The 22,760-nt window shown below is 67.1% G+C and carries 22 protein-coding genes; 13 read left to right on the plus strand and 9 right to left on the minus strand.

The features are described 5' to 3' along the window. Positions 1-108: 108 nt before the first annotated feature. From AC07NY_RS10680 to AC07NY_RS10705, 6 genes are all read right to left on the minus strand, one after another. Entirely contained in the window at positions 109-1,110 is a 1,002-nt protein-coding gene (locus AC07NY_RS10680) for a D-cysteine desulfhydrase family protein (protein WP_494583814.1), read from the minus strand. A gap of 112 nt (positions 1,111-1,222) precedes the next feature. Then, positions 1,223-2,104, minus strand: coding sequence for an ABC transporter permease (locus AC07NY_RS10685; protein ID WP_492287458.1), 882 nt, complete (start codon positions 2,102-2,104; stop codon positions 1,223-1,225). Between the two features lie 13 nt (positions 2,105-2,117). After that, a complete protein-coding gene (locus tag AC07NY_RS10690; RefSeq protein ID WP_257734219.1) occupies positions 2,118-3,059 on the minus strand; it encodes an ABC transporter permease in 942 nt (313 codons plus the stop codon). Positions 3,060-3,232: 173 nt separating this feature from the next. Beyond that, positions 3,233-4,834 (minus strand): ABC transporter substrate-binding protein, encoded by a 1,602-nt coding sequence (locus AC07NY_RS10695; RefSeq protein WP_494583815.1) that lies wholly within the window; start codon positions 4,832-4,834, stop codon positions 3,233-3,235. A gap of 103 nt (positions 4,835-4,937) precedes the next feature. Then, the gene (locus tag AC07NY_RS10700) at positions 4,938-6,407 is read right to left on the minus strand and encodes a M81 family metallopeptidase (protein ID WP_494583816.1); all 1,470 of its coding nucleotides are present in this window, start codon (positions 6,405-6,407) and stop codon (positions 4,938-4,940) included. A 186-nt stretch (positions 6,408-6,593) separates the two neighbouring features. Further along, entirely contained in the window at positions 6,594-7,376 is a 783-nt protein-coding gene (locus tag AC07NY_RS10705; protein WP_494583817.1) for an IclR family transcriptional regulator, read from the minus strand. A 142-nt stretch (positions 7,377-7,518) separates the two neighbouring features. Here AC07NY_RS10705 and AC07NY_RS10710 point away from each other — a divergent pair, with 142 nt between their 5' ends. The 7 genes from AC07NY_RS10710 (at position 7,519) to AC07NY_RS10740 (ending at position 13,030) form a co-directional block, all read left to right on the plus strand. Continuing rightward, complete coding sequence (locus AC07NY_RS10710) at positions 7,519-8,181, plus strand: amino acid ABC transporter permease (RefSeq protein ID WP_494583818.1); 663 nt, start codon at positions 7,519-7,521, stop codon at positions 8,179-8,181. Next, positions 8,178-8,828, plus strand: a complete 651-nt coding sequence (locus AC07NY_RS10715; RefSeq protein ID WP_494583819.1) for an amino acid ABC transporter permease — start codon at positions 8,178-8,180, stop codon at positions 8,826-8,828. Before AC07NY_RS10710 ends, AC07NY_RS10715 begins: the two co-directional genes overlap by 4 nt. Beyond that, positions 8,815-9,546, plus strand: a complete 732-nt coding sequence (locus tag AC07NY_RS10720; protein ID WP_494583820.1) for an amino acid ABC transporter ATP-binding protein — start codon at positions 8,815-8,817, stop codon at positions 9,544-9,546. The genes AC07NY_RS10715 and AC07NY_RS10720 overlap by 14 nt, the downstream gene beginning before the upstream one ends. A 39-nt stretch (positions 9,547-9,585) precedes the next feature. Next, positions 9,586-10,368, plus strand: coding sequence for a transporter substrate-binding domain-containing protein (locus AC07NY_RS10725; protein WP_494583821.1), 783 nt, complete (start codon positions 9,586-9,588; stop codon positions 10,366-10,368). Positions 10,369-10,538: 170 nt separating this feature from the next. After that, positions 10,539-11,576: a succinylglutamate desuccinylase/aspartoacylase family protein gene (locus tag AC07NY_RS10730; RefSeq protein WP_494583822.1), complete on the plus strand. Its 1,038-nt coding sequence runs from the start codon at positions 10,539-10,541 to the stop codon at positions 11,574-11,576. Next, entirely contained in the window at positions 11,576-12,520 is a 945-nt protein-coding gene (locus AC07NY_RS10735; protein WP_494583823.1) for a threonine ammonia-lyase, read from the plus strand. The genes AC07NY_RS10730 and AC07NY_RS10735 overlap by 1 nt, the downstream gene beginning before the upstream one ends. A 42-nt stretch (positions 12,521-12,562) precedes the next feature. Beyond that, positions 12,563-13,030, plus strand: a complete 468-nt coding sequence (locus AC07NY_RS10740; protein WP_494583824.1) for an MmcB family DNA repair protein — start codon at positions 12,563-12,565, stop codon at positions 13,028-13,030. Here AC07NY_RS10740 and AC07NY_RS10745 read toward each other — a convergent pair. Continuing rightward, positions 13,022-13,987: a LysR family transcriptional regulator gene (locus AC07NY_RS10745; RefSeq protein ID WP_494583825.1), complete on the minus strand. Its 966-nt coding sequence runs from the start codon at positions 13,985-13,987 to the stop codon at positions 13,022-13,024. The two genes, AC07NY_RS10740 and AC07NY_RS10745, sit on opposite strands and share 9 nt — an antisense overlap. A gap of 98 nt (positions 13,988-14,085) precedes the next feature. Between AC07NY_RS10745 and AC07NY_RS10750 the strand changes: the two genes are divergently transcribed. Next, positions 14,086-15,264 (plus strand): MFS transporter, encoded by a 1,179-nt coding sequence (locus AC07NY_RS10750; protein ID WP_494583826.1) that lies wholly within the window; start codon positions 14,086-14,088, stop codon positions 15,262-15,264. Between the two features lie 75 nt (positions 15,265-15,339). On the opposite strand, the gene AC07NY_RS10755 is transcribed toward AC07NY_RS10750, so the two are convergent. Both AC07NY_RS10755 and AC07NY_RS10760 read right to left on the minus strand, forming a co-directional pair. Further along, positions 15,340-15,906 (minus strand): ActR/PrrA/RegA family redox response regulator transcription factor, encoded by a 567-nt coding sequence (locus AC07NY_RS10755; RefSeq protein ID WP_377844907.1) that lies wholly within the window; start codon positions 15,904-15,906, stop codon positions 15,340-15,342. Positions 15,907-15,990: 84 nt separating this feature from the next. Then, the gene (locus AC07NY_RS10760) at positions 15,991-17,343 is read right to left on the minus strand and encodes an ActS/PrrB/RegB family redox-sensitive histidine kinase (protein ID WP_494583827.1); all 1,353 of its coding nucleotides are present in this window, start codon (positions 17,341-17,343) and stop codon (positions 15,991-15,993) included. A gap of 181 nt (positions 17,344-17,524) precedes the next feature. Here AC07NY_RS10760 and AC07NY_RS10765 point away from each other — a divergent pair, with 181 nt between their 5' ends. From AC07NY_RS10765 to AC07NY_RS10785, 5 genes are all read left to right on the plus strand, one after another. Beyond that, positions 17,525-18,829 (plus strand): polyhydroxyalkanoate depolymerase, encoded by a 1,305-nt coding sequence (locus AC07NY_RS10765; RefSeq protein WP_492287473.1) that lies wholly within the window; start codon positions 17,525-17,527, stop codon positions 18,827-18,829. Positions 18,830-18,873: 44 nt separating this feature from the next. Beyond that, on the plus strand, positions 18,874-19,614 hold the full coding sequence (locus tag AC07NY_RS10770; protein WP_494583828.1) for a M48 family metallopeptidase: 741 nt from the start codon (positions 18,874-18,876) through the stop codon (positions 19,612-19,614). Positions 19,615-19,707: 93 nt separating this feature from the next. Next, positions 19,708-19,923 carry a hypothetical protein gene (locus tag AC07NY_RS10775; RefSeq protein WP_494583829.1) on the plus strand — a complete coding sequence of 72 codons (216 nt, stop codon included), beginning with the start codon at positions 19,708-19,710 and terminating at the stop codon, positions 19,921-19,923. 120 nt (positions 19,924-20,043) lie between these two features. Further along, positions 20,044-21,204, plus strand: coding sequence for an amidohydrolase (locus AC07NY_RS10780; RefSeq protein ID WP_494583830.1), 1,161 nt, complete (start codon positions 20,044-20,046; stop codon positions 21,202-21,204). 11 nt (positions 21,205-21,215) lie between these two features. After that, positions 21,216-22,724, plus strand: a complete 1,509-nt coding sequence (locus tag AC07NY_RS10785; protein ID WP_494583831.1) for a serine hydrolase domain-containing protein — start codon at positions 21,216-21,218, stop codon at positions 22,722-22,724. Positions 22,725-22,760: the final 36 nt, after the last annotated feature.

The following is a 22,760-nucleotide window of genomic DNA, read 5'->3' on the forward strand; positions in this document are numbered from 1 at the left end:
CGAGCATCCACGTCTTGAACGCCACTTTCGCCGAAGGAAGATGTGGATGGTCGGGACAAGCCCGACCATGACGCAAGCAGGACGACGGAGAAATTCCGCCAGCCGATTCTATCCTTGAAACACCTCAGGATAGGCATAGAGCCCCGGCGCGCCGCCGGTATGCCAGAAGACGACGGTCTCGTCGGGGCCGATGGCGCTGCTCCTGACCAGCGCGACCAGCCCGGCCATCGCCTTGCCGGTGTAGACGGGGTCGAGCAGGATGCCCTCCGTCCGCGCGACCAGCTCGACGGCCTCGATCATCGCAGGCGTCGGCTGGCCATAGCCGGAGCCGACCTGCGAATCATCGATCTCAAGCGCGACCTGCTGGCCCCGCTGCCGGCCTTCCAGCGCGTAGATGTCATTCACCAGCCCGGAGACGATGGCGCCCGCCTGCTCGGTGGAGCGCGAGACGCTGACGCCTCGCACGCGGCAGGCAAGCCCGGCATCCTCGACCCCGGCGAGGATGCCGGCATGGGTGCCGCCGCTGCCCGTCGGCACGACGATATGGTCGATAGCAACGGCTTCGGCTTTCGCCTGCCCGGCCAGTTCCAGAAGCGCGTCGCGATAGGCGAGGCTGCCCAGCGCATTGGAGCCGCCGACCGGGATGAAATACGGGCGTTTCCCCTGTGCCTTCAGTCCCGCTACCGCCTCGTCGGCGATGGCGGTCGCATCCCCGCCGGGCGGGAACAGGCGGATCTCGGCGCCAAAAATCCGGTCCAGCAGCCAGTTGCCGTTGGTCCGATAGGATTCGCTGCGATTCGCCACCGAGTCGGTCAGCAGCAGCACGCAGGCGAGCCCGTTGCGCGCGGCCGCGGCCGCCGTCTGGCGGGCGTGGTTCGACTGGATCGCGCCCATGGTGACCAGCGTGTCGGCGCCCTGTTTCAGGGCCTCGGCGACCAGATATTCGAGCTTGCGCACCTTGTTGCCGCCGCCGGCGAAGCCGGTGCAGTCGTCGCGCTTCATCCAGATCGACGGTCCTACACCGTTCCGGGCGAGAGCCTGCGTGAGGCGCGGCAATGGCTCGAAAGGCGTCGGCAGCAGCGCCAGTCGGATCGTGTCGCGTCGGTTCATCCCGGCAGGCTCCCAGCTTCGTGTCGCCATCGATGGCGAGGGCAGCATAGCGCGGGGCCGGAGATTCGCCGGGCGTGCCGATGCATGCCCGGCGTGCAGTGTGGTCGTGAGGCTAGAGCCGCCGCGACAGGCGCGGATCGAGCCGGTCGCGCAGGCCGTCGCCGAGCAGGTTCACCGCCAGCACGACCAGCGCGAGCGCGATCGCCGGGCAGAAGATCGTCCAGGGCGCGCGGGCGAGGTAGAGGCGGCTCGACGCGATCATGTTGCCCCAGCTCGGCACCTCCGGCGGCACGCCCGCACCGAGGAAGGAGAGCGAGGCTTCGACCAGGATCGCCGAGGCGCAGATATAGGTTGCCTGCACGATCAAGGGCGCGATCGTGCTCGGCATGATGTGCCAGAACAGGAGGCGCGGCGTGCGCGCTCCGCAGGCGCGCGCGGCCTCGACGAAGGGCAGCTCCTTGACGCTGAGCACGATCGAGCGGACGAGCCGGACGACGCGCGGCAGTTCCGGGATCGAGATCGCCGCGATGACGATCCCGATGCTGCCCTGGTTCAGGGAAACCATGGCGATCGCCAGCAGGATCGCGGGGATCGCCATCAGCCCGTCCATCAGGCGCATCACGATCGCGTCGAAGCGACGGTAATAGCCGGCGAAGAGGCCGATGGTCAGGCCGATCAGGATCGAGATCGTCGCGACGCTGAAGCCGACGATCAGCGAGACGCGGGAGCCGTAGACGGTGCGCGCGAAGACATCCTGGCCGAGCTGGTCGGTGCCGAAGCGCAGTTCGGGCGAGGGCGGCTGGAGCCGCCGCGTCGGGGCCTTCAGCATCGGGTCGCCGGCTATCAGCGGCGCGATGATCGCGACGATGAGGAAGAAGATCAGGATGGCGGCGCCGAGCAGCATCGTCGGGTTGCGGCGCACGAAGCGGCCGATCCGGGCGAGGCGGCTGCCGGCGGGGGGAGCGGGAACGGTCGGGGCATCGATTGCGGTCATCGGTCTCGCCTCCTCAATGCCGGATGCGGGGATCGATGAGCGAATAGGAGAGATCGACCGCGAGGTTGATCAGCACGTAAACGCCGGAGAAGACGAGGATCACGCCCTGGATGATCGGGTAGTCGCGCTTCGAGATCGCATCGACCACGAGGCGGCCGATGCCGGGGATGTTGAACACCGTCTCGGTGATCACGACGCCGCCGATCAGCAGGGCGACGCCGATGCCGATCACGGTGATGATCGGCACGCCGGCATTCTTCAGCGCGTGCTTCATCAGCATCGTGCGCGCCGAGACGCCCTTGGCATTGGCGGTGCGGATATAGTCCTCCTCCAGCACCTCCTGCATCGAGGCCCGCGTCATCCGCGCAATCAGCGCGACATAGGCGAGGCCGAGCGTCACCGTCGGCAGCACGAGATGCATGAACCACGGGCCGATGCCGTCGAGGATCGGCCGGTAGCCCTGCACGGGCAGCCAGCGCAGTTCGATCGCGAAGACGTAGATCAGGCAGTAGCCGACCACGAAGGTCGGCATGGAGAAGCCGAGCACAGAAAAGCCCATCAGCAGGCGGTCGACCGGCCGCCCGGCCTTCCAGGCGGCGAGCACGCCGAGCGTGACCGCGATCGAGACCGCGAAGATCATGGTGAGGATGGCGAGCGACAGCGTCGGCTCGAGCCGTTGCAGGATCAGTGTCGAGACCGGCGTGCTGGAGAAGATCGAGACGCCGAGATCGCCCTGGATCACGCGCAAAGCCCAGCGCCCGAACTGGACGAGTAGGGGATCGTCGAGGCCGAGCCGCTGGCGGATCGCGACGATCTGCTGTGGCGTGGCGTAGTCGCCGGCGATGATCGCGGCGGGGTCGCCGGCCGAGAGATGGAGCAGCAGGAAGACGAAGATGCCCACCAGCGTCATCACCAGGATGGTCGATGCCAGGCGCTGTACCAGATAACTCAGCATGGATTCGGTCGTCCTCCGTCTGCTTGTTCTTTTGGGCGGGCTGCTGGAATGCCCGCTGGTGCACGGCTTGCGTGCTCGCCCTCACGCCGCCGGCACGATCACCTGAAGACGGTCGGACCGATGGAGCCCGCCCGAAGGCGGGCTCCACGGATCGGTTCTTGATCGGGCTGAAATCAGCCCTTCTTGACGTTCCAGAACGGGATCAACTCGGGCATGCCGATCAGTCCGGTCAGGTTGCGCAGCGCCGCCGGCTGGAACCACTGGCCGAAATAGGCATGCGGCACGAAATCCCAGGCGTTCTGCTGGATGTCGCGGGCAATCTGCTTGCGCTCGGCATCGGTCGAGGCACCCGCCCATTTGTCGCGCAATTGCTCATGCAGCTCGTTGCTTGGCCAGCCGAACCAGCCCTTTTCGCCGCTGGCCGCATGGCCGCTGAGCGAGACCGGGTTGCCGAAGGCGTTGACCGAGCCGGAGGTGAAGAACACGTTCCAGCCGCCCTGATCCGGCGCGGCCTTGACGGCGCGGCGGGTGACGACGGCGCCCCAGTCGGAGGCCTGCAGCGAGACGTTGAAGCCGGCCTGGCGCATCCATTGCGCGATCAGGTTCGCGGCGTTGTTCATATAGGCGATGTTGGTCGCCTGCAGCACGACGACCGGGCGCCCGTCATATCCGGACTCCTTCACAAGCTGCTTCGCCTTCTCGATATTCGGCGCGCCCTTGAACCAGTCGATATTGGCGTCGTTCTCCATCGGCGTGCCCATGCCGAACAGCGAGGAGCAGCCACGGAAGTATTTCTCGTCGCCGAAGGTCGCCTTCATCACCTCGGTCGGGTGGATGAGGTGCAGCATGGCCTGGCGGGCCTTGAGGTTGTTGAACGGCGGATGGAGCCAGTTCACGCGCGCCCAGCCGAGCTGGCCCTGCTTGTTCAGCACCTCGAGCTTGATCGCCTTCTCGCCGGCGAGCGAGTCGAGCAGGTCGACATTCGGGTATTCGATCATGTCGATCTCGCCGGCCCGGATCGCGGCGATCGCGGTCGCCTCGTCGGCGATGTTCTCGAACACGACACGGTCGACATTCACGACCTTGCCGCCCGAGGTCATCACGGCCGGTTCGGAGCGCGGCACGTAATTCGCGTTCTTGTCATAGACGTAGCGCTGGCCCTGGACGACGGCGCTCTCGTTGAAGGTGAAGGGGCCCGAGCCGATGATCGTGCTGATCTGCTGGTTCGGGTCGGTCCCGGCCTCCTTCTCGCGCATGATGTAGCAGACATTGGTCGCCGCCTTGGCGAGCCACTCGACCACGAGCCCGTAGGGCTCCTTCATCACGATCTGGAAGGTCTTGTCGTCCTTCACCGGCGTGTCGGCGAGGCGCGCCATCATGTGCTGGCCGCCGCCGTCGCGGGCGCCCCAGCGCCGGATCGAGGCGACGCAATCCTTGGCGGTGACAGGCGTGCCGTCCGTGAATTTCAACCCGTCGCGCAGCTCGAACGTATAGGTCTTGCGGTCGTCCGAGAGCGACCATTTCGAGACCATCTGCGGCTGCGGCTCGAACTTGTCGTTCACGCCGAACAGCGTGTCGTAGACCATGCCGGCGTGGTAGGAGGTCATGTTCGCCGTCGTCCAGATCGGATCGAAGACGCGAAGGTCGCCATGCAGGACGGCGCGGATGGTGCGGGCGGCTGAAGGGGTGGTCTGGGCGCGGATCGTGGCCGGCGCGGAAATGATCGCACCGGTTGCCAATCCGCCCTGAACGAAGCGTCTGCGTGTCGTGGTCATGTCGTTCTCCTCCTCGTTGATGGGGAGGACCGCGGGCATTCGCCTCGTCTGGCCCTCATCGGGTCATGCTTCTTCTCTCCTGTTCCTTTCGGGTCGCGGGGCGTCAGACGACGAGCCGGCCCGGCGGGAGCGGATCATGCGGCCAAAGCGGCCGGTTGATCTTGCGATAGGGATATTTGCGCACGTCGAGATGCGAGGGGCCACCGCCATCGGTGTAGATCACCTCGCTGGCGATGGGGCCGTAGGCCGCATGGAAATGGTTGGTCGACTTGACCGAGACGATGCGCTTCTGCGTCGGGTCGATGCCGACGCTGGTGAAGATCTCCAGCCCCAGCGCCTGCGTGCGGTGCGAGAGCAGCGAGACATCGATGCCGTCGATGCGGATGCCGACCGCATTGCCTATCGGCACCTTGGCGGTGCCGAAGCTCTGCGTCCCGTTGCGGATGGCGCCGAGCACGGTGACCTCGCCATCGACCGGCGTGCCCGAGGTCGAGGCCGCCTTGCCGCCGAAGCGCAGCGGAATGGTCGCGCCGACGCCGGCCGTCAGGCAGAACTCGACCGCGACCGGGTCCCAGACCGGGCCGACCGCCGCATCGGAGATGCCGCGCTCGCGCAGTCGGTGGATGATATTGGTATTGTCGGAGGCCGCGCCGCCGCCGGCATTGTCGGTGGAATCCGCGATGACGCGCGGGCCGTTCGCGGCGCCGCCGAGCGCGCGGTCGAGCGCCTCGTCGAGCGGGGTCACCGGCGGAGCGAACTGCCCCTTGAGCGAGCGGAACTCTTCGCCGAGCTTTGCCGCCAGCGCATCGCCCTTCGCCTTGTCGTTGTCGGTGACGACGAGGACGCGGGTGCCGATCTCCGGCACGTCGCCCTGCTGGAAGCCATGCGCCAGCGAGACCGAGAGGATGCCGTCCTTGCCTTCGAGGGCGCTCATCCGGTCGACGAAGGAGCGGCCCGGCTCGCGTGTCGTCGGCACCAGCTCGATCATCCGGCAGTCGTAGAGCGACATAACCGGCTTGAGCTTGCCCCGGATCGTCCCGAGGATGATATCGACCAGCTCCTCGGCCCGCTCGACGAAGTCGATATGCGGGTATTCCTTGTAGAGGATGATCGCATTGGCGAGGCGCACGCGCTTCTCGGTCAGGTGGCAATGCGGATCGAGCTCGACGCCGATCGGCACGGATGGGCCGACGATGGCGCGGACATGTTCGAGGATGTCGCCTTCGCAATCGTCATAGCCATGCGCGACCATGGCGCCGTGCAGCCCGAGCAGCACGCCGTCGACCGGCATCGCCGCCCGGAGCTGAACGAGGATCTCCTCGCGCATCTCCTCGTAATCGGCCTGGGCGCAGGTGCCTGACGGCTCGGCCCAGAAGCAGGAGCCCTCGATCAGCTCGAAGCCGTCGCGCCTGGCGCGCTGCCGCGCGACATAAAGCGGGGCGGTGCAATGGGTCGCCCGGTCGGGATGCTGGCCGGCGGGGAAGTAGGCGGAAGCCTCGAAATTGGCCCGGGATGTCGGGATCGGAGAGAACGTATTCGTTTCGGTTGCGAGCGACGCAGCAAACAGGCGCATAAGCTACCTTTCCGAAGAATGAACCTCATGTTCGGTTGGCCGTGAAGGCCATGTCAAGCTGCAGCGCGAGTTGAGAGCTTTGCAGCTGCAGCATCGGTCGCAATCCATACAACTGCAAATAATAATCCTTCTCATTTGCAATTATAAGTTCGACTGCCGGCCACCGTTCCCTTGCGGAAGATGGTCCTACAGCGACAGCTGCGAGCCGGCTTCCGCGCAGCTCGCTTTCAGCGCCTTCAGGATCACCTCCTCATCCGTCGCGATGCCGTGGCGCTGGAGGCAAGGCACGAGGATCGCCGCTTCCGCATGCCCGCCCGGCCCGATGACCGGGCAGGCGATGTCGGTCACCGCCATGATGTCGCGGCTGGCGGCGACGCGATGGCCGAGAGCGCGGATCTCAGCGAAGGTCCGCCCGGTTTCCGCCGCTTCGAGGCGTTGCTTGTCGGCCTCCGAGGCCTCGCGCATCAATTGGCGCCGGCGCGTCTCGCTCTGGAAGGCGAGGATCAGCAGGCCGGAATTGGCGTCGAGCGCGGGCCGGCCATAGCCGGGCCGGACGATGACGCTGGCATCGAGATGGCCCGAGGTCGTTGCGAGAACCACGGTCTGCGCCCGGCTCAGCACGACGAGATGCGCGACCTGGCCGCTCGCCTCGCTGAAGCGCTCCATCACCGGCAGCACGATCGAGGTGAGTGGTCGCCCGGCCGGCGTGCGGATGCCCAGGTCGAACAGCCGACGTGACAGGCCGAGCCGGTCCGTCCCGGCCTCGCGGGCGAGATAGCCGCGCTGCTGCAGCACGAAGACCATGCGGAAGATCTCGCTCTTCGAGCGGGCGAGGCGCTCGGCGATCTCGCGGGTCGAGAGCGGCTCGCCGACTTCGGCGAGGAGTTCGAGGATGTCGAGCCCCTTCTCCAGCGCCGGCGCCGCGTAGCTGCCCTTGTCTCCATTCTCGGTATCCGGCAGGTCGCTCATGCCTTACTGTTTCATATATGAAGCTTGACATCAAATAAGAAACGAACCTAGCCTCGCGGTCAAAGGGGAGGCTGATGGTACGGTCGTCGGATCATATCGCAGGTTCTGGGGGCGTCGCGCCGCTGTCGCGCGGCGGCCGGCGATGAAATACGGCCTGCAGTTCCGCGATGTCTTTGCCGCCTGGGAATCGATCCTCGAAGGCGTCTGGATCACGCTGCTGCTCTCGGGCCTCGCGATGATCGGCGGCCTCGCCATCGGCATCGCCTGCGCCGCCGCCCGCGTCTATGGCCCTGCCTGGCTGCGCCGCATCGTCGGCACCTATGTCGAAGTCATCCGCAACACGCCGCTGCTGGTGCAGCTCTTCCTGATCTTCTTCGGCCTGCCGGGCTTCGGCTTGCGGCTCGACGGGCTCACCGCCGCGATCATCGCGCTGGTCATCAATCTCGGCGCCTACACCACCGAGATCGTCCGCGCCGGGCTTGAAGCCGTGCCGAAGGCGCAGGTCGAGGCCGGCCATTCGCTCGGGCTCTCCGGCCTGCAGGTCTTCCGCTATGTCGTGATGTTTCCGGCGCTGAAGGCGATGTTCCCGGCGCTCGCCAGCCAGTTCGTGCTGCTGATGCTGGCGACGAGCGTCGTCTCGCAGATCTCGGTCGAGGACCTGTTCCACGCGGCCTCGATCGTGCAGTCGCGCACCTTCCGCGATTTCGAGGTCTACACCGTCATCGGCGTGCTCTATCTCGGGCTCGCCTTCGCCTTCCGCGGCCTGTTCGCAGGTCTGTATTACTGGGCGTTCGTCAGGCGATGATCCGCGAATTCGGCCTCATCGATGTAATGTACCTGATCGCGGCGGCGCGCTGGACGCTGGCGCTGACCGCGACCGCCTTCACCGGCGCGTCGCTGATCGGCATCGTCATCGCCATCGCCCGCATCCTGCCCTTCGCGCCGCTGCGCTGGCTCGCGGCCGCCTATATCCACATCGTGCAGGGCACGCCGCTGCTGGTCTGGCTGTTCGTGATCTTCTTCGGGCTGCCGCTCGTCGGCATCTCGGTCAATCCGTGGCTCGCGGCAGCGACCGCCTTCTCGGTCTATGGCAGCGCTTTTCTCGGCGAGATCTGGCGCGGCGCGCTGGTTTCGATTGCGAAGACCCAGTGGGAGGCCGGCGCCTCGCTCGGTCTCTCGCTCGGAGAGCAGCTGCGCTACGTGATCGTGCCGCAATCGATCCGGGTCGCGATCCCGCCGACCGTCGGCTTCCTGGTTCAGCTCATCAAGAACACCTCGCTCGCCGCCGTGATCGGCTTCGTCGAGCTGACGCGCGAGGGCCAGCTCACGGCAGCCGGCACCTACAAGCCCTTCGCCGTCTACATCACCGTCGCCGCGATCTATTTCGCGATGTGCTTCCCCCTCTCGCAATGGAGCCGCTCGATCGAGCGGAAGCTCGATGTCGCTCGTTGAAATCCACGGGATCAACAAGAGCTACGGCTCGGTCCAGGTGCTGAAGGACGTCACGCTCGACGTCGCCAAGGGCGAGATCATCGCCGTGATCGGCCGCTCCGGCTCGGGCAAGAGCACGATGCTCCGCTGCATCAACGGGCTGGAGCCGGTGCAGGCCGGTGTGATCCGCGTCGACGGCACGCAGGTCAACGATCCCCAGACCAACCTGCGCAAGCTGCGGCAGGAGGTCGGCATCGTCTTCCAGAGCTTCAACCTGTTTCCGCATCTCTCGGTCTGCGACAACATCACGCTCGCTCCGCGCGTCGTGAAGAAACAGGCGCCGCAGGCTGCCCGCGAGGTCGCGCGCGAGGTGCTCGCCCGCGTCGGCCTCGAGGACAAGCTCGACGCCTATCCCTCGCAACTCTCCGGCGGCCAGCAGCAGCGCGTCGCCATCGCCCGCTCGCTCGCCATGCGGCCGAAGCTGATGCTGTTCGACGAGGTCACCTCGGCGCTCGATCCGGAGCTGACCGGCGAGGTGCTCAAGGTGCTCGAATCCGTCGCGAGTGAGGGCATGACCATGATCCTCGTGACCCACGAGATGGGCTTCGCCCGCCGCTTCGGCTCGCGCGTCGTCTTCATGCATGAGGGACGCATTCACGAGCAGGGCCCGGCCGCAGCCGTGTTGGCCGAGCCGAAGACGCCGGAACTCCAGACCTTCCTCAGCGCGGTGCTGCACTGAGGCTGAATGCCAACAACATCAACGAGGGGAGAGAAGACGATGCGTTCACTGTTCGCAGGTTTAGCCGCCCTGGCCGTCGCCGCCTTCGGCGCCGCCGAGGCCAAGGCCGACAAGCTCCAGGACATCCTGTCCAAGGGCGTCGTCCGCATCGGCGTGCCGCTCGATGCGCCGCCCTTCGGCTCGCAGGATGCCGACCGCAAGGCTGTTGGATTCGATATCGAGATGGCCGAGATGGTCGCCAAGGGCCTCGGCGTGAAGCTGGAGATGCAGCAGATCACCGGCGCCAACCGCATCCCCTTCCTGATGACGGACAAGGTCGACATCGTCATCTCGGTGATGGGCCTGACGCCGGAGCGCGCCCGGCAGATCCAGTTCACGGCGCCCTATGCCAACACCTTCCTCGCGGTCTACGGCGCGAAAAGCTCAGGCGTGTCGAGCCCGGACACGATCGGATCGGCCCGCGTCGCCGCCGCCAAGGGCACGACGCAGGAGCTCGCTATCTCGGCCGCCGCGCCGAAGGCCAGCCTGATGCGCACCGAGGACGACGCGACGGCCGCTGCCGCCTATATCACCGGCCAGGCCGATCTCCTCGCCACCAACTCGATCGTGGCGCAGGCGCTCGCCAAGCAGAACCCGAACAAGGAGTTCGAGCGCAAGTTCGTCATCCGCCGAAGCCCGGCCCATATGGGCGTGCAGATGGACCAGCATAATCTCGTGCGCTGGCTCGACAGCTTCATCTTCTTCAATGCGATGAACGGCGAGCTCGACCGGCTGCACCGCAAGTACCTGGACATGCCGATGGACCCGCTGCCGACGCTGTGACGTAAGCCACCTGCGTCATTCTCGGGCTTGACCCGAGAATCTCCTGACCAGAAGGCGCTGGTCGAAGCCTCCTTCTGCCTGAGATGCTCGGGTCAAGCCCGAGCATGACGGCTTGCATCGATCCTCCCCATCTGGGGAGGACTCCCAAGTCACGTCCGATCGAGCCCGCCATGACCAGCCCCCGCCCCAAGCCGACCCCGCGCCCGTCCAGCGCCTTCCTCACCGTCGATCTCGACCGCGAGGGCAAGCAGACCGGCTTTCTCATGATCCCGCATTCGCCGCATGACGATGCCTGGGGCGCGACCCGCGTGCCGATCGCCGTGATCAAGAACGGCACCGGCCCGACCGTGATCATGGAGGGCGGCAACCATGGCGACGAATACGAAGGGCCGATCACGATCTGCGACCTGATCCGCGATCTCGATCCCGGCCGCGTCCAGGGCCGGCTCATCCTGATGCCGGCGAACAACGTCCATGCCGTCATGGCCGGCCAGCGCACCTCGCCGGTCGATGGGCTCAACTTCAACCGCACCTTTCCGGGCGATCCGCGCGGCACCATCACCCAGCAGATCTCGGCCTTCGTCAGCGACAATATCCTGCCGATCGGCGACGCTTTCCTCGACCTGCATTCCGGCGGCTCCTCGCTCGACATCATCCCGAGCGCCATCGTCGAGCCGACCGACGATCCCGCCCTGCACAAGCGCAATGTCGCGGCCGTGCAGGCCTTTGACGCGCCGATGATGGTCGTGATCAGCAATCTCGGTGAGCCGCGCACCGCGACCGCAGCCGCCTGCCGGGCCGGGCTCGTCACGGTCGGCACGGAGATGGCCGGAGCCGGCACGGTCTCGCTGGAGGCGCTTTCGGTCTGCCGGCGCGGCGTCGCCAATGTGCTGGATCATCTCGGCGTCGTTGTTCGTGAAAAACCCGAGCCGAAGCGCGGCGACAGCCAGATCCTCGAATTGCCCGGCATCTCCGCTTACGTCTACGCGACGGCGGACGGCATCTTCGAGCCCTTCCACGCCAATGGCGCCAAGGTCAGCGCGGGTGAACCGGCCGGCCGCATCCACTGCACCTGGGACCCGACGCGCCCGCCCGAGACGCTGCATTACGCCGCCGACGGCATCCTCTATGGCCGCCGCCAGCCGGGCCGGGTGAAGCCGGGTAATTGCTGCCTGATCGTGGCGGCGCCCTATCGCGGGACCCTGTGATGATCGCGCTCGACGATATCCGCGCCGCCCGCGAGCGCATCGCGCCCTACGTGCGGAAAACCCCGACGCTGCCCTATGCCCGGACGCGCGGCAGCGATTTCGGCGGCAACGTCACGCTGAAGCTCGAATTGCTGCAGGCGGCCGGCTCGTTCAAGGCGCGCGGTGCGATGAACCGCCTCCTGACGCTCTCGAAGGACGAGCTGGCGCGCGGCGTCGTGACCGCGTCGGGCGGCAATCATGGCCTCGCCATCGCCCGCTCGGCTAATGTGCTCGGCGTCAACGCCACGATCTTCCTGCCGTCCAATGCCGCGCCCGACAAGATCGCCAAGCTGCGCGACTGGGGCGCGGACGTCCATATCGTCGGCGCGATCTGGGACGATGCCAACGCCGCCGCGCTCGCCCATGCCGCCAAGACCGGCGCGACCTATGCCCATCCCTTCAGCGATCCGGTCGTGGTGGCCGGCCAGGGCACGCTCGGCCTCGATATCCTCGACGACATGCCGGATGTCGACGTCATCCTCGTTGCGATCGGCGGCGGCGGGCTGATCACTGGCCTTTCCACTGCCATCAAGGCGCTGCGTCCGCAGACCCGGATCATCGGCATCGAGCCGGTGGGATCGCCGACCCTGCATGCCTGCCTTGCCGCCGGGCACCTCGTCGCGCTCGACCGGCTGGAGACCCGCGTCGCGACCATGTCCTGCCGCCAGACCGATCAGGCGATCTACGAGGCGACGGCGCGCAATGTCGACGAGATCGTGCTGATCACCGATGCCGAGATGGAGCAGGCGGCGAAGTCGCTCTGGTTCGAGTTCGGCATCGCGGCCGACCTGTCGGGCGCGGCGGCGCTCGCGGCGCTCCAGTCGGGGCGCGTTCCGCTGGCCGGCGGCGAGACAATCTGCGCGCTGGTCTGCGGCGCAGGCACGGACGGCTGCCTGCCGGGCTGAGTTCGGCTTGCAATCCGAGAAACAAAGAGAGAACATAAGCGCATGTCTCTCACGGATTCCGTTCTCAATCCGCCGCCGGCGCGGCCCGATATCACGCGCATCGTCTGTCGAGGCGCCGCCCGTCACCTGCGCGAGCGTGGTTATGCCATCGTCAAGGAGATGACCTTCGCCAATGGCCGACGCGGCGACATCGTCGCGCTCTCGCCGTCGGGCGAGCTCTGGGTCGTCGAGGTCAAGTCCGGCATCGCCGACTACCGCATCGACGGCAAATGGCCGGATTACCGCGACTATTGCGACGGCTTCCTCTTCGCCGTCGCGCCGGAATTCCCGCGCGAAATCCTGCCTGACGATGTCGGGCTGATCGTCGCCGATGCCTATGGCGGCGAATTGCTGCGCGAGCCGCCGCGCCATCCCTTGAGCGCGGCGCGGCGCAAGATGCTGACCATCGCGCTGGCCAGACTGGCCTCAAGCCGTCTGGCCGCGATCGAAGACCCTGACGGCTCAGCCTGATACGGCCGCTTCGCGGGTTAGGGGACTTGCCGTTCTCGGCATCGCGGCAAACCGGCGCAGGTCGATTTCATCGACCAGGAAATCGATGAAGGCGCGGACCCGCGCCGGCAACCGGCCGCCATGGCCGACATAGACGGCATGGATCTCCTCGACATCGCCGGGATTGAAGTCTTCCAGCACCGGGACGAGCCGGCCGGCGGCGATGTCGTCGGCGATATGGAAGAGCGAGAGCCGCGTCAGGCCCTGTCCCGCCAGCGCCAGGCGCCGTGCGCTTTCGCCGTCGCCGACCGTGACGCGGCCATGGGCGGGCAGGAAGACGCGCTGCCCATCGATGACGAAGGGCCAGGTGTCGCGATGCCTGGCGAAGTTGAAGGTGATGAGATCGCAGCCGGCGAGTTTTTCGGGGTGATCCGGAACTCCGTGCTTCGCCAGATGCTCTGGAGAGGCGACGATCGCCGAGACGCTTTCGCCGAGCTTGCGTGCGACGAGCTGCGAGGACCGCAGCGGCCCGACCCGGATCGCGACATCGGCACGCTCGTCGACGAGGTCGATCACCGCATCGGTGATCGAAATGTCCAGCTGAATGCCGGGATGGGCCGCCATGAAGCGTGGCGCCACCGGCAGCAGGAAATGCCAGCCGAAGGCGACATTGGCATTCACCCGCAATCGCCCGCGCGGGATCTGGCAGGCGGCGACCGCCCGCTCGGCATCGTCGAGATCGGCGAGCACGCGGAGAGTTCGCTCATGGAAGGTCGTGCCTTCCTCCGTCAGCATGAACTTGCGGGTCGAGCGCACGATCAGCCTGACCCCGAGCCGCGCCTCCAGCCGCGCGACGAGCTTGCTGACGGCCGAGGGTGTCATTCGCAAGGCGCGCGCTGCCGGCGAGAAGCCGCCGAGCTCGACGACGCGGGCGAAGACTTCCATCTCGCCGGACCGGTTGATCTCACTGCGCGGCATCGTGAATTCATCTCACAATTGCTGGTCTTTCATGCAGTCTAATTCACAGGCGCTTCCGGCGCTATCTCCGGCCCGAACACGTTCCCCGGAGGCATCTCATGCCCGTCGCCCTTTATGCTCTCACCGTCGGTGCCTTCGGCATCGGCGTCACCGAATTCGTCATCATGGGCCTGCTTCTGCAGGTTTCCGCCGATCTCGGCATCAGCGTCCCGCTCGCGGGGCTGTTGATGACCGGCTATGCGCTCGGCGTCTTTGTCGGCGCGCCCGTGCTGACGATCGCGACCCGCTCTCTGCCGCGCAAGACGACGCTGCTCGTGCTGATGGCGATCTTCACCCTCGGCAATCTCGCCGCGGCGCTGAGCCCGAGCTTCGGCTGGCTGATGACGGCGCGCATCGTCACGGCTTTGGCGCACGGCACCTTCTTCGGCGTCGGCTCGCTCGTCGCGACCAGTCTCGTCGCGCCGGAGCGCAAGGCCTCGGCCATTGCCCTCATGTTCACCGGCCTGACGCTCGCGACCCTGCTCGGCGTGCCCTTCGGTTCCTGGCTCGGCCTCGCCTTCGGCTGGCGCTCGACTTTCTGGGCGGTGACCGCGATCGGCCTGGTTGCTCTCGTCGTCCTCGCCGTGTTCGTCCCGGCCGATCGGGAGCGCGTCGTTCCCGGCTCGCTCGCCGAGGAGTTCAAGGTGCTGGCGCGGCCGCAGGTTCAGCTCGGCCTGATCATGACGGTGCTCGGCTTCGGCGGCATCTTCGCGGTCTTCACCTTCATCCAGCCGATCCTGGTCCAGCTCGCCGGCTTCAGCGAGGCTGCGGTCTCGCCGATCCTGCTCGTCTTCGGCGGCGGCCTCGTCGTCGGCAACCTGCTCGGCGGGCGCTGGGCCGATCGCAGGCTGGCTCCGGCGCTGATCGGCTCGGTTGCGCTGTTGACCGTCGCGATGTTCGCCTCGGGCTTCGCTTTCCACAGCCAGACCGGCGCCGTGATCGCCGCTTTCGTGCTCGGCGCTGCTGCTTTCGCTACGGTCGCGCCGTTGCAGATGTGGGTGCTCCAGCAGGCCGGTGGCGCGGGGCAGGGGCTGGCGTCCAGCCTGAACATCGCCGCCTTCAACCTCGGCAACGCCTTCGGAGCCTGGCTCGGCGGCGCGGTGATCACGCAGGGCCTCGGCTATGGCGCGATCGCGCCGGTCGCTGCCGTCGTGCCGTTGCTGGCGCTCGGCCTCGCCGTCTTCGCGGTCTCGCTGGAGCGCCGTGCGGCCCGCATCGTGCCGGCCTGCGCAACCTGAAACGCGCCGGCAAAGGCTCAATGAAAAAGCCCGCCGAACACGTCGTCCGGCGGGCTTTCTGCATTCAAGCTGGGATCAGCGTGGGGCGCGCTTGGCGAGGATGCGCTGCAAGGTGCGGCGATGCATGCCGAGGCGGCGCGCCGTCTCCGAGACATTGCGGCTGCAGAGTTCGTAGACGCGCTGGATATGTTCCCAGCGCACCCGGTCGGCCGACATGGGGTTTTCCGGCGGTTGGGGCCGGGCATCGCGCTGCGCCGCGAGCGCGGCATGGATCTCGTCGGCATCGGCCGGCTTGGCGAGGAAGTCGAAGGCGCCGAGCTTCACGGCGCTGACGGCGGTCGCGATATTGCCGTAGCCGGTCAGGACCACGCCGCGCGCATCCGGGCGGCGTTCCTTCAGGCGGGCGATGACATCGAGCCCGTTACCGTCGCCGAGGCGCAGGTCGATAACGGCGAAGGCCGGTGCGGCCTCTTCCACGGCGGCAATGCCCGCCGCGACGCTGTCGGCGATGCGGACCGCATAGCCGCGGCCCTCCATGGCGCGGGCGAGGCGGGTCAGGAACGGCTTGTCGTCATCGACCAGCAGAAGGGACATGTCGGCGGCCGGGCCGGCCCTGTCGGTTTCGCTCGCTGCGTCCTGCATCGTCTTCTCCTTGCCGCTTCTCGGCGCGCTGCGGCGGCGCGCATTAGGGTTTCGCTTCGCTGGCAGGCGCCCTGCGGGGCCTGCTCAGCCAGGTTCATGTAAGGCCGATGCGCCCGGCTGGGTACCCCCATCGACAGGCAGATCGGCTTCGAAATCGTCGCGGGACCAGGTGATCCGGATCGAGGCGCCGCTGGCAGGCGCCGGCCGGTTCGAGAATTCCAGGGTCGCGCCACCCCGTTCCAGCAGCGTCTTGGCGATGAAGAGACCGAGCCCGAGGCCGCCGCCGGCGCGGCCCTCGCCGGAGCCGCGCGAGAGATAGGGATCGCCCGCCCGCATCAGCACGTCCGGCGGGAAGCCCGGCCCGTCATCGGCGATCACCAGCACGACGTGACTGTGATTCCATTCGGCCGTGATGGCGACGGTCGAACGCGCGAAATCGACGGCATTGTCGACGATATTGCCGAGGCCGTAGATCATGCCGGGATTGCGGCGGCAGACCGGCTCCGGCTTGTCGCCGGTCATCGTGATCTCGAACGGCACGCCGAAGGGCCGCTGCGGCCCGGCGGTCTCCTCGATCAGCAGGCGCAAGGTGAGCTGGCCGAGCGGGCCGGCATCCTCGTCCTGAAGACTCGACAGCTTGCCGAGGATGCCGCGGCAACGTTCGACCTGCTCGCGGAGAAGCGCGATATCGTCCGCCATCTCGCCATCGGGCGGAGCGAGGCGGGTCAATTCGCGCGCGACCAGGGCGATCGTGCCAAGCGGCGTGCCCAATTCATGCGCCGCCGCGGCGGCGAGCCCGTCGAGCTGCGACAGATGCTGCTCGCGCGCCAGCACCAGTTCGGTCGCGGCGAGCGCATCGGAGAGATCGCGTGCCTCCTTGGCGACGCGCCAGGCATAGATGCCGGTGAAGCCGAGGCCGAGCACGAGCGCGGCCCAGTTGCCGAGCTGGTAGAAGGCCGGCAGCACCGGCCGGTCGTCGCCGGCCCAGGGCAATGGCATGTGATAGCGGCTGAGCAGGGTCGCGAGCCCCATCGCCAGCAGGCCGAGCACGAGGGTGCGCTGCGGCGGCAGGGCCGTGGCCGAGATCATCACCGGCGCCAGGAACAGGATCGCGAACGGATTCTGCAGCCCGCCGGTCATGAACAGCAAAGCCGCGAGCTGGGCGATGTCGAAGCCGAGCAGGGCCGTCGCGGCCGTGTCATTGAGACGATGGCTCAGCGGAAAGCGGATGCGCAGCGCGATATTGAGCCAGGCGGAGACCGCGATGACGCTGAAGCACCAGCCGAAGGGAAGCGGAAAGCCGAGGCCGAAATGCACGCCGGCGACGGCAAGGCTTTGGCCCGCAATGGCGAGCCAGCGCAGCCGGACCAGCGTATCGAGGCGCAAATGACGGCTGGAACGCGCCAGAACCGGGGCGGAAAGGTCCGGAAAGCTCACGTTTCGAGGGTCTCCCGCCCGCCGCTTTTCGACGGTTTTTCTGGCTTCATCCACATTGCAGGAAAATCTTAGCCTTTAGCCGGGTTGAATGAGAACAAAATCAACGTAAGGTGCGATGCTGCGTCGCATCATCGCATGTTGCGTCGCCGGAAGGACGATTAATCGTATGTACGGGGCTGCCATGTCGTTTGCCTACCATGCCTACGAAGCGGTTCACATGATGGTGAGCCCGGTGCGCGGGGTTTCGGATGCGATGCATCTGGCCTTCAAGAACCCCGCCAATCCGCTGACCTATACGCCGTTTGGCCGGACGGTCGCGGCGTCCTGCGAATTGTTCGAGCGCGTCACGCGACGCTACGGCAAGCCCGCTTTCGGCCTCGACGAAACCACGATCAACGGCGTCAAGGTCGCCGTGGAGGAGCGGGTCGTCTGGGAGCGTCCCTTCTGCAAGCTGGTTTATTTCGACCGCAAGATCCAGGCGAGCCGCCGCAAGCCGCAGCCGAAGGTGCTGCTGGTCGCGCCGATGTCCGGCCATTACGCCACGCTGCTGCGCGGCACGGTCGAGGCTTTCCTGCCCGGCCATGAGGTCTACATTACCGACTGGATCGATGCCCGGCTCGTACCGCTCTCCGAGGGCCGCTTCGACCTCGACGACTATATCGACTACGTCATCGGCATGCTGCAGATGCTGGGTCCGGACACCCATGTCATGGCGATCTGCCAGCCGTCCGTGCCGGTCATCGCCGCCATCGCCCGCATGGAGGCCGAATCCGACCCCTGCGCGCCGCGCTCGATGACGCTGATGGGCGGCCCGATCGACACCCGCCGCTCGCCGACCGCCGTCAATCAGCTCGCGATGGAGCGTGGCACGGACTGGTTCCGCCGCAACTGCATCACCGTCGTGCCCTTCCCGAGCCTCGGCGCCTTCCGGCAAGTCTATCCCGGCTTCATGCAGCTCTCGGGCTTCATGGCGATGAACATGGACCGTCACGTCACCGCCCATTACGACATGTTCAAGCATCTCGTCAGCGGCGACGGCGATTCCGCCGAGAAGCATCGCGACTTCTACGACGAGTACCTGGCGGTGATGGACCTGACCGCCGAGTTCTATCTCCAGACCGTCGATACCGTCTTCGTGAAGCACTCCCTCCCGAAGGGCGAGATGATGCATCGCGACAAGCCGGTCGATCTCACCGCCATCCGCCGCGTCGCCCTGATGACGGTCGAGGGCGAGATGGACGACATCTCCGGCGTCGGCCAGACCAAGGCGGCGCATGATCTCTGCGTTAATATTCCCGACGACAAGCGCGTGCATTATCTCCAGCCGAAGGTGGGCCATTACGGCGTCTTCAACGGCTCGCGCTTCCGCTCCGAGATCCAGCCGCGCATCTCCGACTTCATGGTCAGCCTCGACATGGAAGCGGCCAAGGAGCGTCGCGACGACAGCGCCAAGGAGCAGCGCAAGGCCCTCAAGATCGCGGGCTGACGGCCACTTTCCAGTCGCCCGCGAATCCCGCACAATCGCGGGCGATGCGCATTTCCCTGTTCAGGCGCCAGCCGGACCCCGACCGGATTGAGGTCGTGCATGCCGGCGCGCGCTATGCCGTTCTGGTCAAGCGTCGCGCCGCCGCGCGGCGGATGACCTTGCGCGTCTCGCAGGCGACCGGCGAGATCACCCTGACCTTGCCCGAGCGCGCCGATTTCGCCGCTGGCCGCACCTTCGCCGAGAACCATGGCGGCTGGATTGCGGCGCGCATGGCCAAGCGCCCGCGGCCTGTGCCCTTCGAGACCGGCCAGAGCATCCCGCTACGCGGCGTGCCGCATCGCATCGTGCACTGGTCGAAGACGCGTGGGCTGACGCAGGCGACGCGTGACGCCGATGGCGCCCCCGTCATCGCGGTGGCCGGCGATGCCGCTCATGTCGCGCGCCGGGTCAAGGATTTCCTGCGGAAGCTCGCGCTCGAGGATATCGAAAAGGCGGTGCGCCGCCACACCGCGACGCTCGGTATTTCCGCCCGCAAGATCACCATCCGCGACACGACCAGCCGCTGGGGCTCCTGCTCCTCTCAAAGGGATCTCAGCTTCTCGTGGCGGCTGATTCTCGCCCCGCCTGCGGTGCTCGATTATCTCGCAGCTCATGAGGTGGCGCATCTCAAGGAGATGAACCATTCGCACCGGTTCTGGGCGCTGACCCACAAGCTCTGCCCCGGCACCGAGGAGGCGGAGGCCTGGCTGAAGCGCCATGGCGCCAGCCTGCATGGCTATGGTTAAGCCGGAAGCGCCGCCGCAATTCCGCCGTTAACCACTTTCTGAAGCCTGGCCCCGCACACTGAAGGCCGATTCGTTTTCAGCGTGAGTATGCCTATGGGTCAGGTCATTGCGTTCCGCCTTCCGCAACAGCCGATAGCCGCTGCCGAGCCGGTGCTCGGGCTGATGTCGGCGGTCGATTTCGCCCTGCGCGATCTCGCCGAGATTCTCCCCCATATCGCGCTGGATTCGGCGCGCCAGCAGGCCGAAGCCTGCCGCGCCATGCTGGCGCAGGCCTTCGACGCCGAGGTCGAGGCCGAGCTGGGCAACTGACCTAGTCTTCGCGCATGCCGCCCCCGGCGATGACGCGGGTTGCCGAAGCGGCTGAAGTGTCGAACCTTTCCGGGAAAGAGCCGGTGATCCGCCGGCGAAACAGCCCGGGAGGCTTCATCCGTGTTTCTGACCAACAGCGATATGGTCGATCTCGTCGATCTCCGGCATCGGCTGCATCGCAGGCCTGAAATCTCGGGCGAGGAGCGCGAGACCGCCGCGACCATCGTCGAATTCCTGAAGCCGACCGGCCCGGACCGCATCGTCACCGAACTTGGCGGCCATGGCGTCGCGGCGATCTACGAGGGCGCGGAACCCGGCCCGACCGTGCTGATCCGCGCCGAGCTCGACGCGCTGCCGATCGAGGAACTCTCGGACAGCGACCATCGCTCCGAAATCCCCGGCAAGGGCCATCTCTGCGGCCATGACGGGCACATGACCATCCTCGCGGGCCTCGCCCGCGGCCTGCAGCGCAATCCGCCGCAGAAGGGCCGCGCCATCCTGCTATTCCAGCCGGCGGAAGAGACCGGCGCCGGCGCCGCTGCCGTGATGGCCGATCCGAAATTCGAGGAGATCGTCCCGGATTACGCCTTCTCGCTGCATAACCGCCCCGGCGTTCCCGTCGGCCATGCCCGCATTTCGGAAGGGGCCGCCAACTGCGCCTCGCGCGGCATCAAGATCATCCTGACCGGCGAGACCTCGCATGCCTCGACGCCCGAGCACGGCCGCTCGCCCGCTCCGGCCATCGCGTCTCTGATTCCCACCCTGACGGCGCTCGGACCGGGCGGCCCGCTCGACGCCAATTTCCGGCTGGTGACCGTGACCCATGTCGAGATCGGCGAGCAGGCTTTCGGCATCGCGCCCGGCCATGGCGAGCTCTGGGCGACCTTGCGTACCGTCAATGACGCGCAGATGGGCGCGCTCTGCGAAGCCGCCGAGAAGCTCGCGCGCGAGGCGGCCGAGGCCGGCCGGCTCACCGTCGAGATCAGCTATCACGACATCTTCCACCACTGCGAGAACGAGCCGGAAGCCGTCGCGATGCTGCGCCGGGCGATGGACGAGGAGAAGGTGCCGCATGGCCCGACGCCGCCCTCGCGCGGCTCGGAGGATTTCGGCCTGTTCGGGCGCCGCTCCAAATCGGCGATGTTCCTGCTCGGCTCGGGCGAGACGGCGCATCTGCACAATCCGGATTTCGACTTCCCGGATGATGCGATCGGCCCCGGGGCGCGCGTCTTCATGCGGGCCTTGCGCAATCTTCTCGGCGAAGCCCGCCCGCAGGGCTGAGGGAGCAGGACATGGCTCTGGACTGGACTCGCGCCGCGTCCCGCGCGCAGGAGATCGCCGCGAACTGGCAGAATGCGGCGGGGCCGGGCGGCGCCGTCGTGATCTTTGATCGCGACGGGGTGCGCGAGGCCTTTGCCGGCGGCCTCGCCAGCATCGAATACGGCGTGCCCTTCACGCCGCAGACGCCGAACCGCTTCGCCTCGATCAGCAAGCATATCCTCGCGATCGCCTTGCTGCGGGCCGGCATCCCGCTCGATGCGCCGCTCGGCCGCTGGCTGAAGGAATTGCCGGCACCGCTCGGCGCGGTCGAGCTCGGCCGCGCGCTCGACATGACCGGCGCCCTGCCGGACATGATGGAGGCCTTCTGGCACCAGGGCGTGCCCTTCACCGCGACCTTGAGCGCGGAGGAGGTTTTCGCGTTCGCTTGCAGCCTGCCCTCGCTCAATGCCGAGCCCGGCACCGAGATGGCCTATTCCAACACTGGCTGGCGGCTCGGGCAGCGCATCCTCGAACAGGTCACGGGCAAGCCCTACAAGGAAACGGTCGCGGAACTTTCCGGCGAACTGGGTGCCGCCTTCCGTTTGCCTTATGACGCCTCGGAAATCGTTCCCGGCCTCGCCACCGGCTACTGGAACGATGGCTCAGCCTGGCGGCGCGGCCATAACGGCCCACATTTCTCGGCCTCGGGCGGAATCGTGGGTTCCGCCGCCGATCTTGCCGGCTGGGCCTCGGCCCTGCTGGCCGGCCGCGGCCCGCTCGCCGGCATGCTGGAGCGCCTGACGTCGCCGCGCCATTTCGCCGATGGCACCGAAAGCGTCTACCGATTGGGCCTCGTCTGCAGCCGGCTGGGCGAGACCGGGATCGTCGGCCATGGCGGCTCGCTTTCCGGCTATCGCAACCATTTCTGGATGTCGCCGGCCCATGGCGTCGGCGTCGTCGTGCTGTCCAATCGCGAGGAAGAGGCGCTCTGGCCGGCCCTGACGGTGCTGGCGGCCTTGCTCGGGCAGGACCTGCCCAAGATCGCGAACGCGCCTGTCGGACTGTTCGCCAGCGACGAAGGCCCGTTCTGGGCCGAGCTTGCCACGGATTCAATCAGCTTCATGGGCGGATTCGAACGCCTTGTGACGGATGGCGATGGCGGCCTGCGCAGCCTGCCGGCCTATCTCGATATCCGCCTGAAACGGGAAGGAGAGGACCTCCTCACGGGCCTGATCGGCGGCGTGCCGCGCTCGCTCCGGCGCGTGCCGGCCGATACGCCGCTCGATCCTCGGTTGGTCGGGCGCTGGCGTGACCCGCGCTTCGGCACGCAGATCGAGATCCGGGCCGATGGCACGGCGCTGATGCCATGGCCTTCCGGCGGGACGGTGTCGCGCCTGACGCCTCTGCCGAACGGCCGTGCGCTCGCCGATCACTTGCACGGCCCCTGGCGTGCGCGCCCCTGCCTCTGGCTCGACACTGAAGGTGACTTGCGGGTCGCCGGCCACCGGGCAAGAATTTTGCAAATGCAACGCGCCGGCTGAGGCGGCTCCGCAGAGGGGCGGTGCCGCAGGGCCGGT

The organism is Allobosea sp. GW821-FHT09G06, from assembly GCF_059416005.1.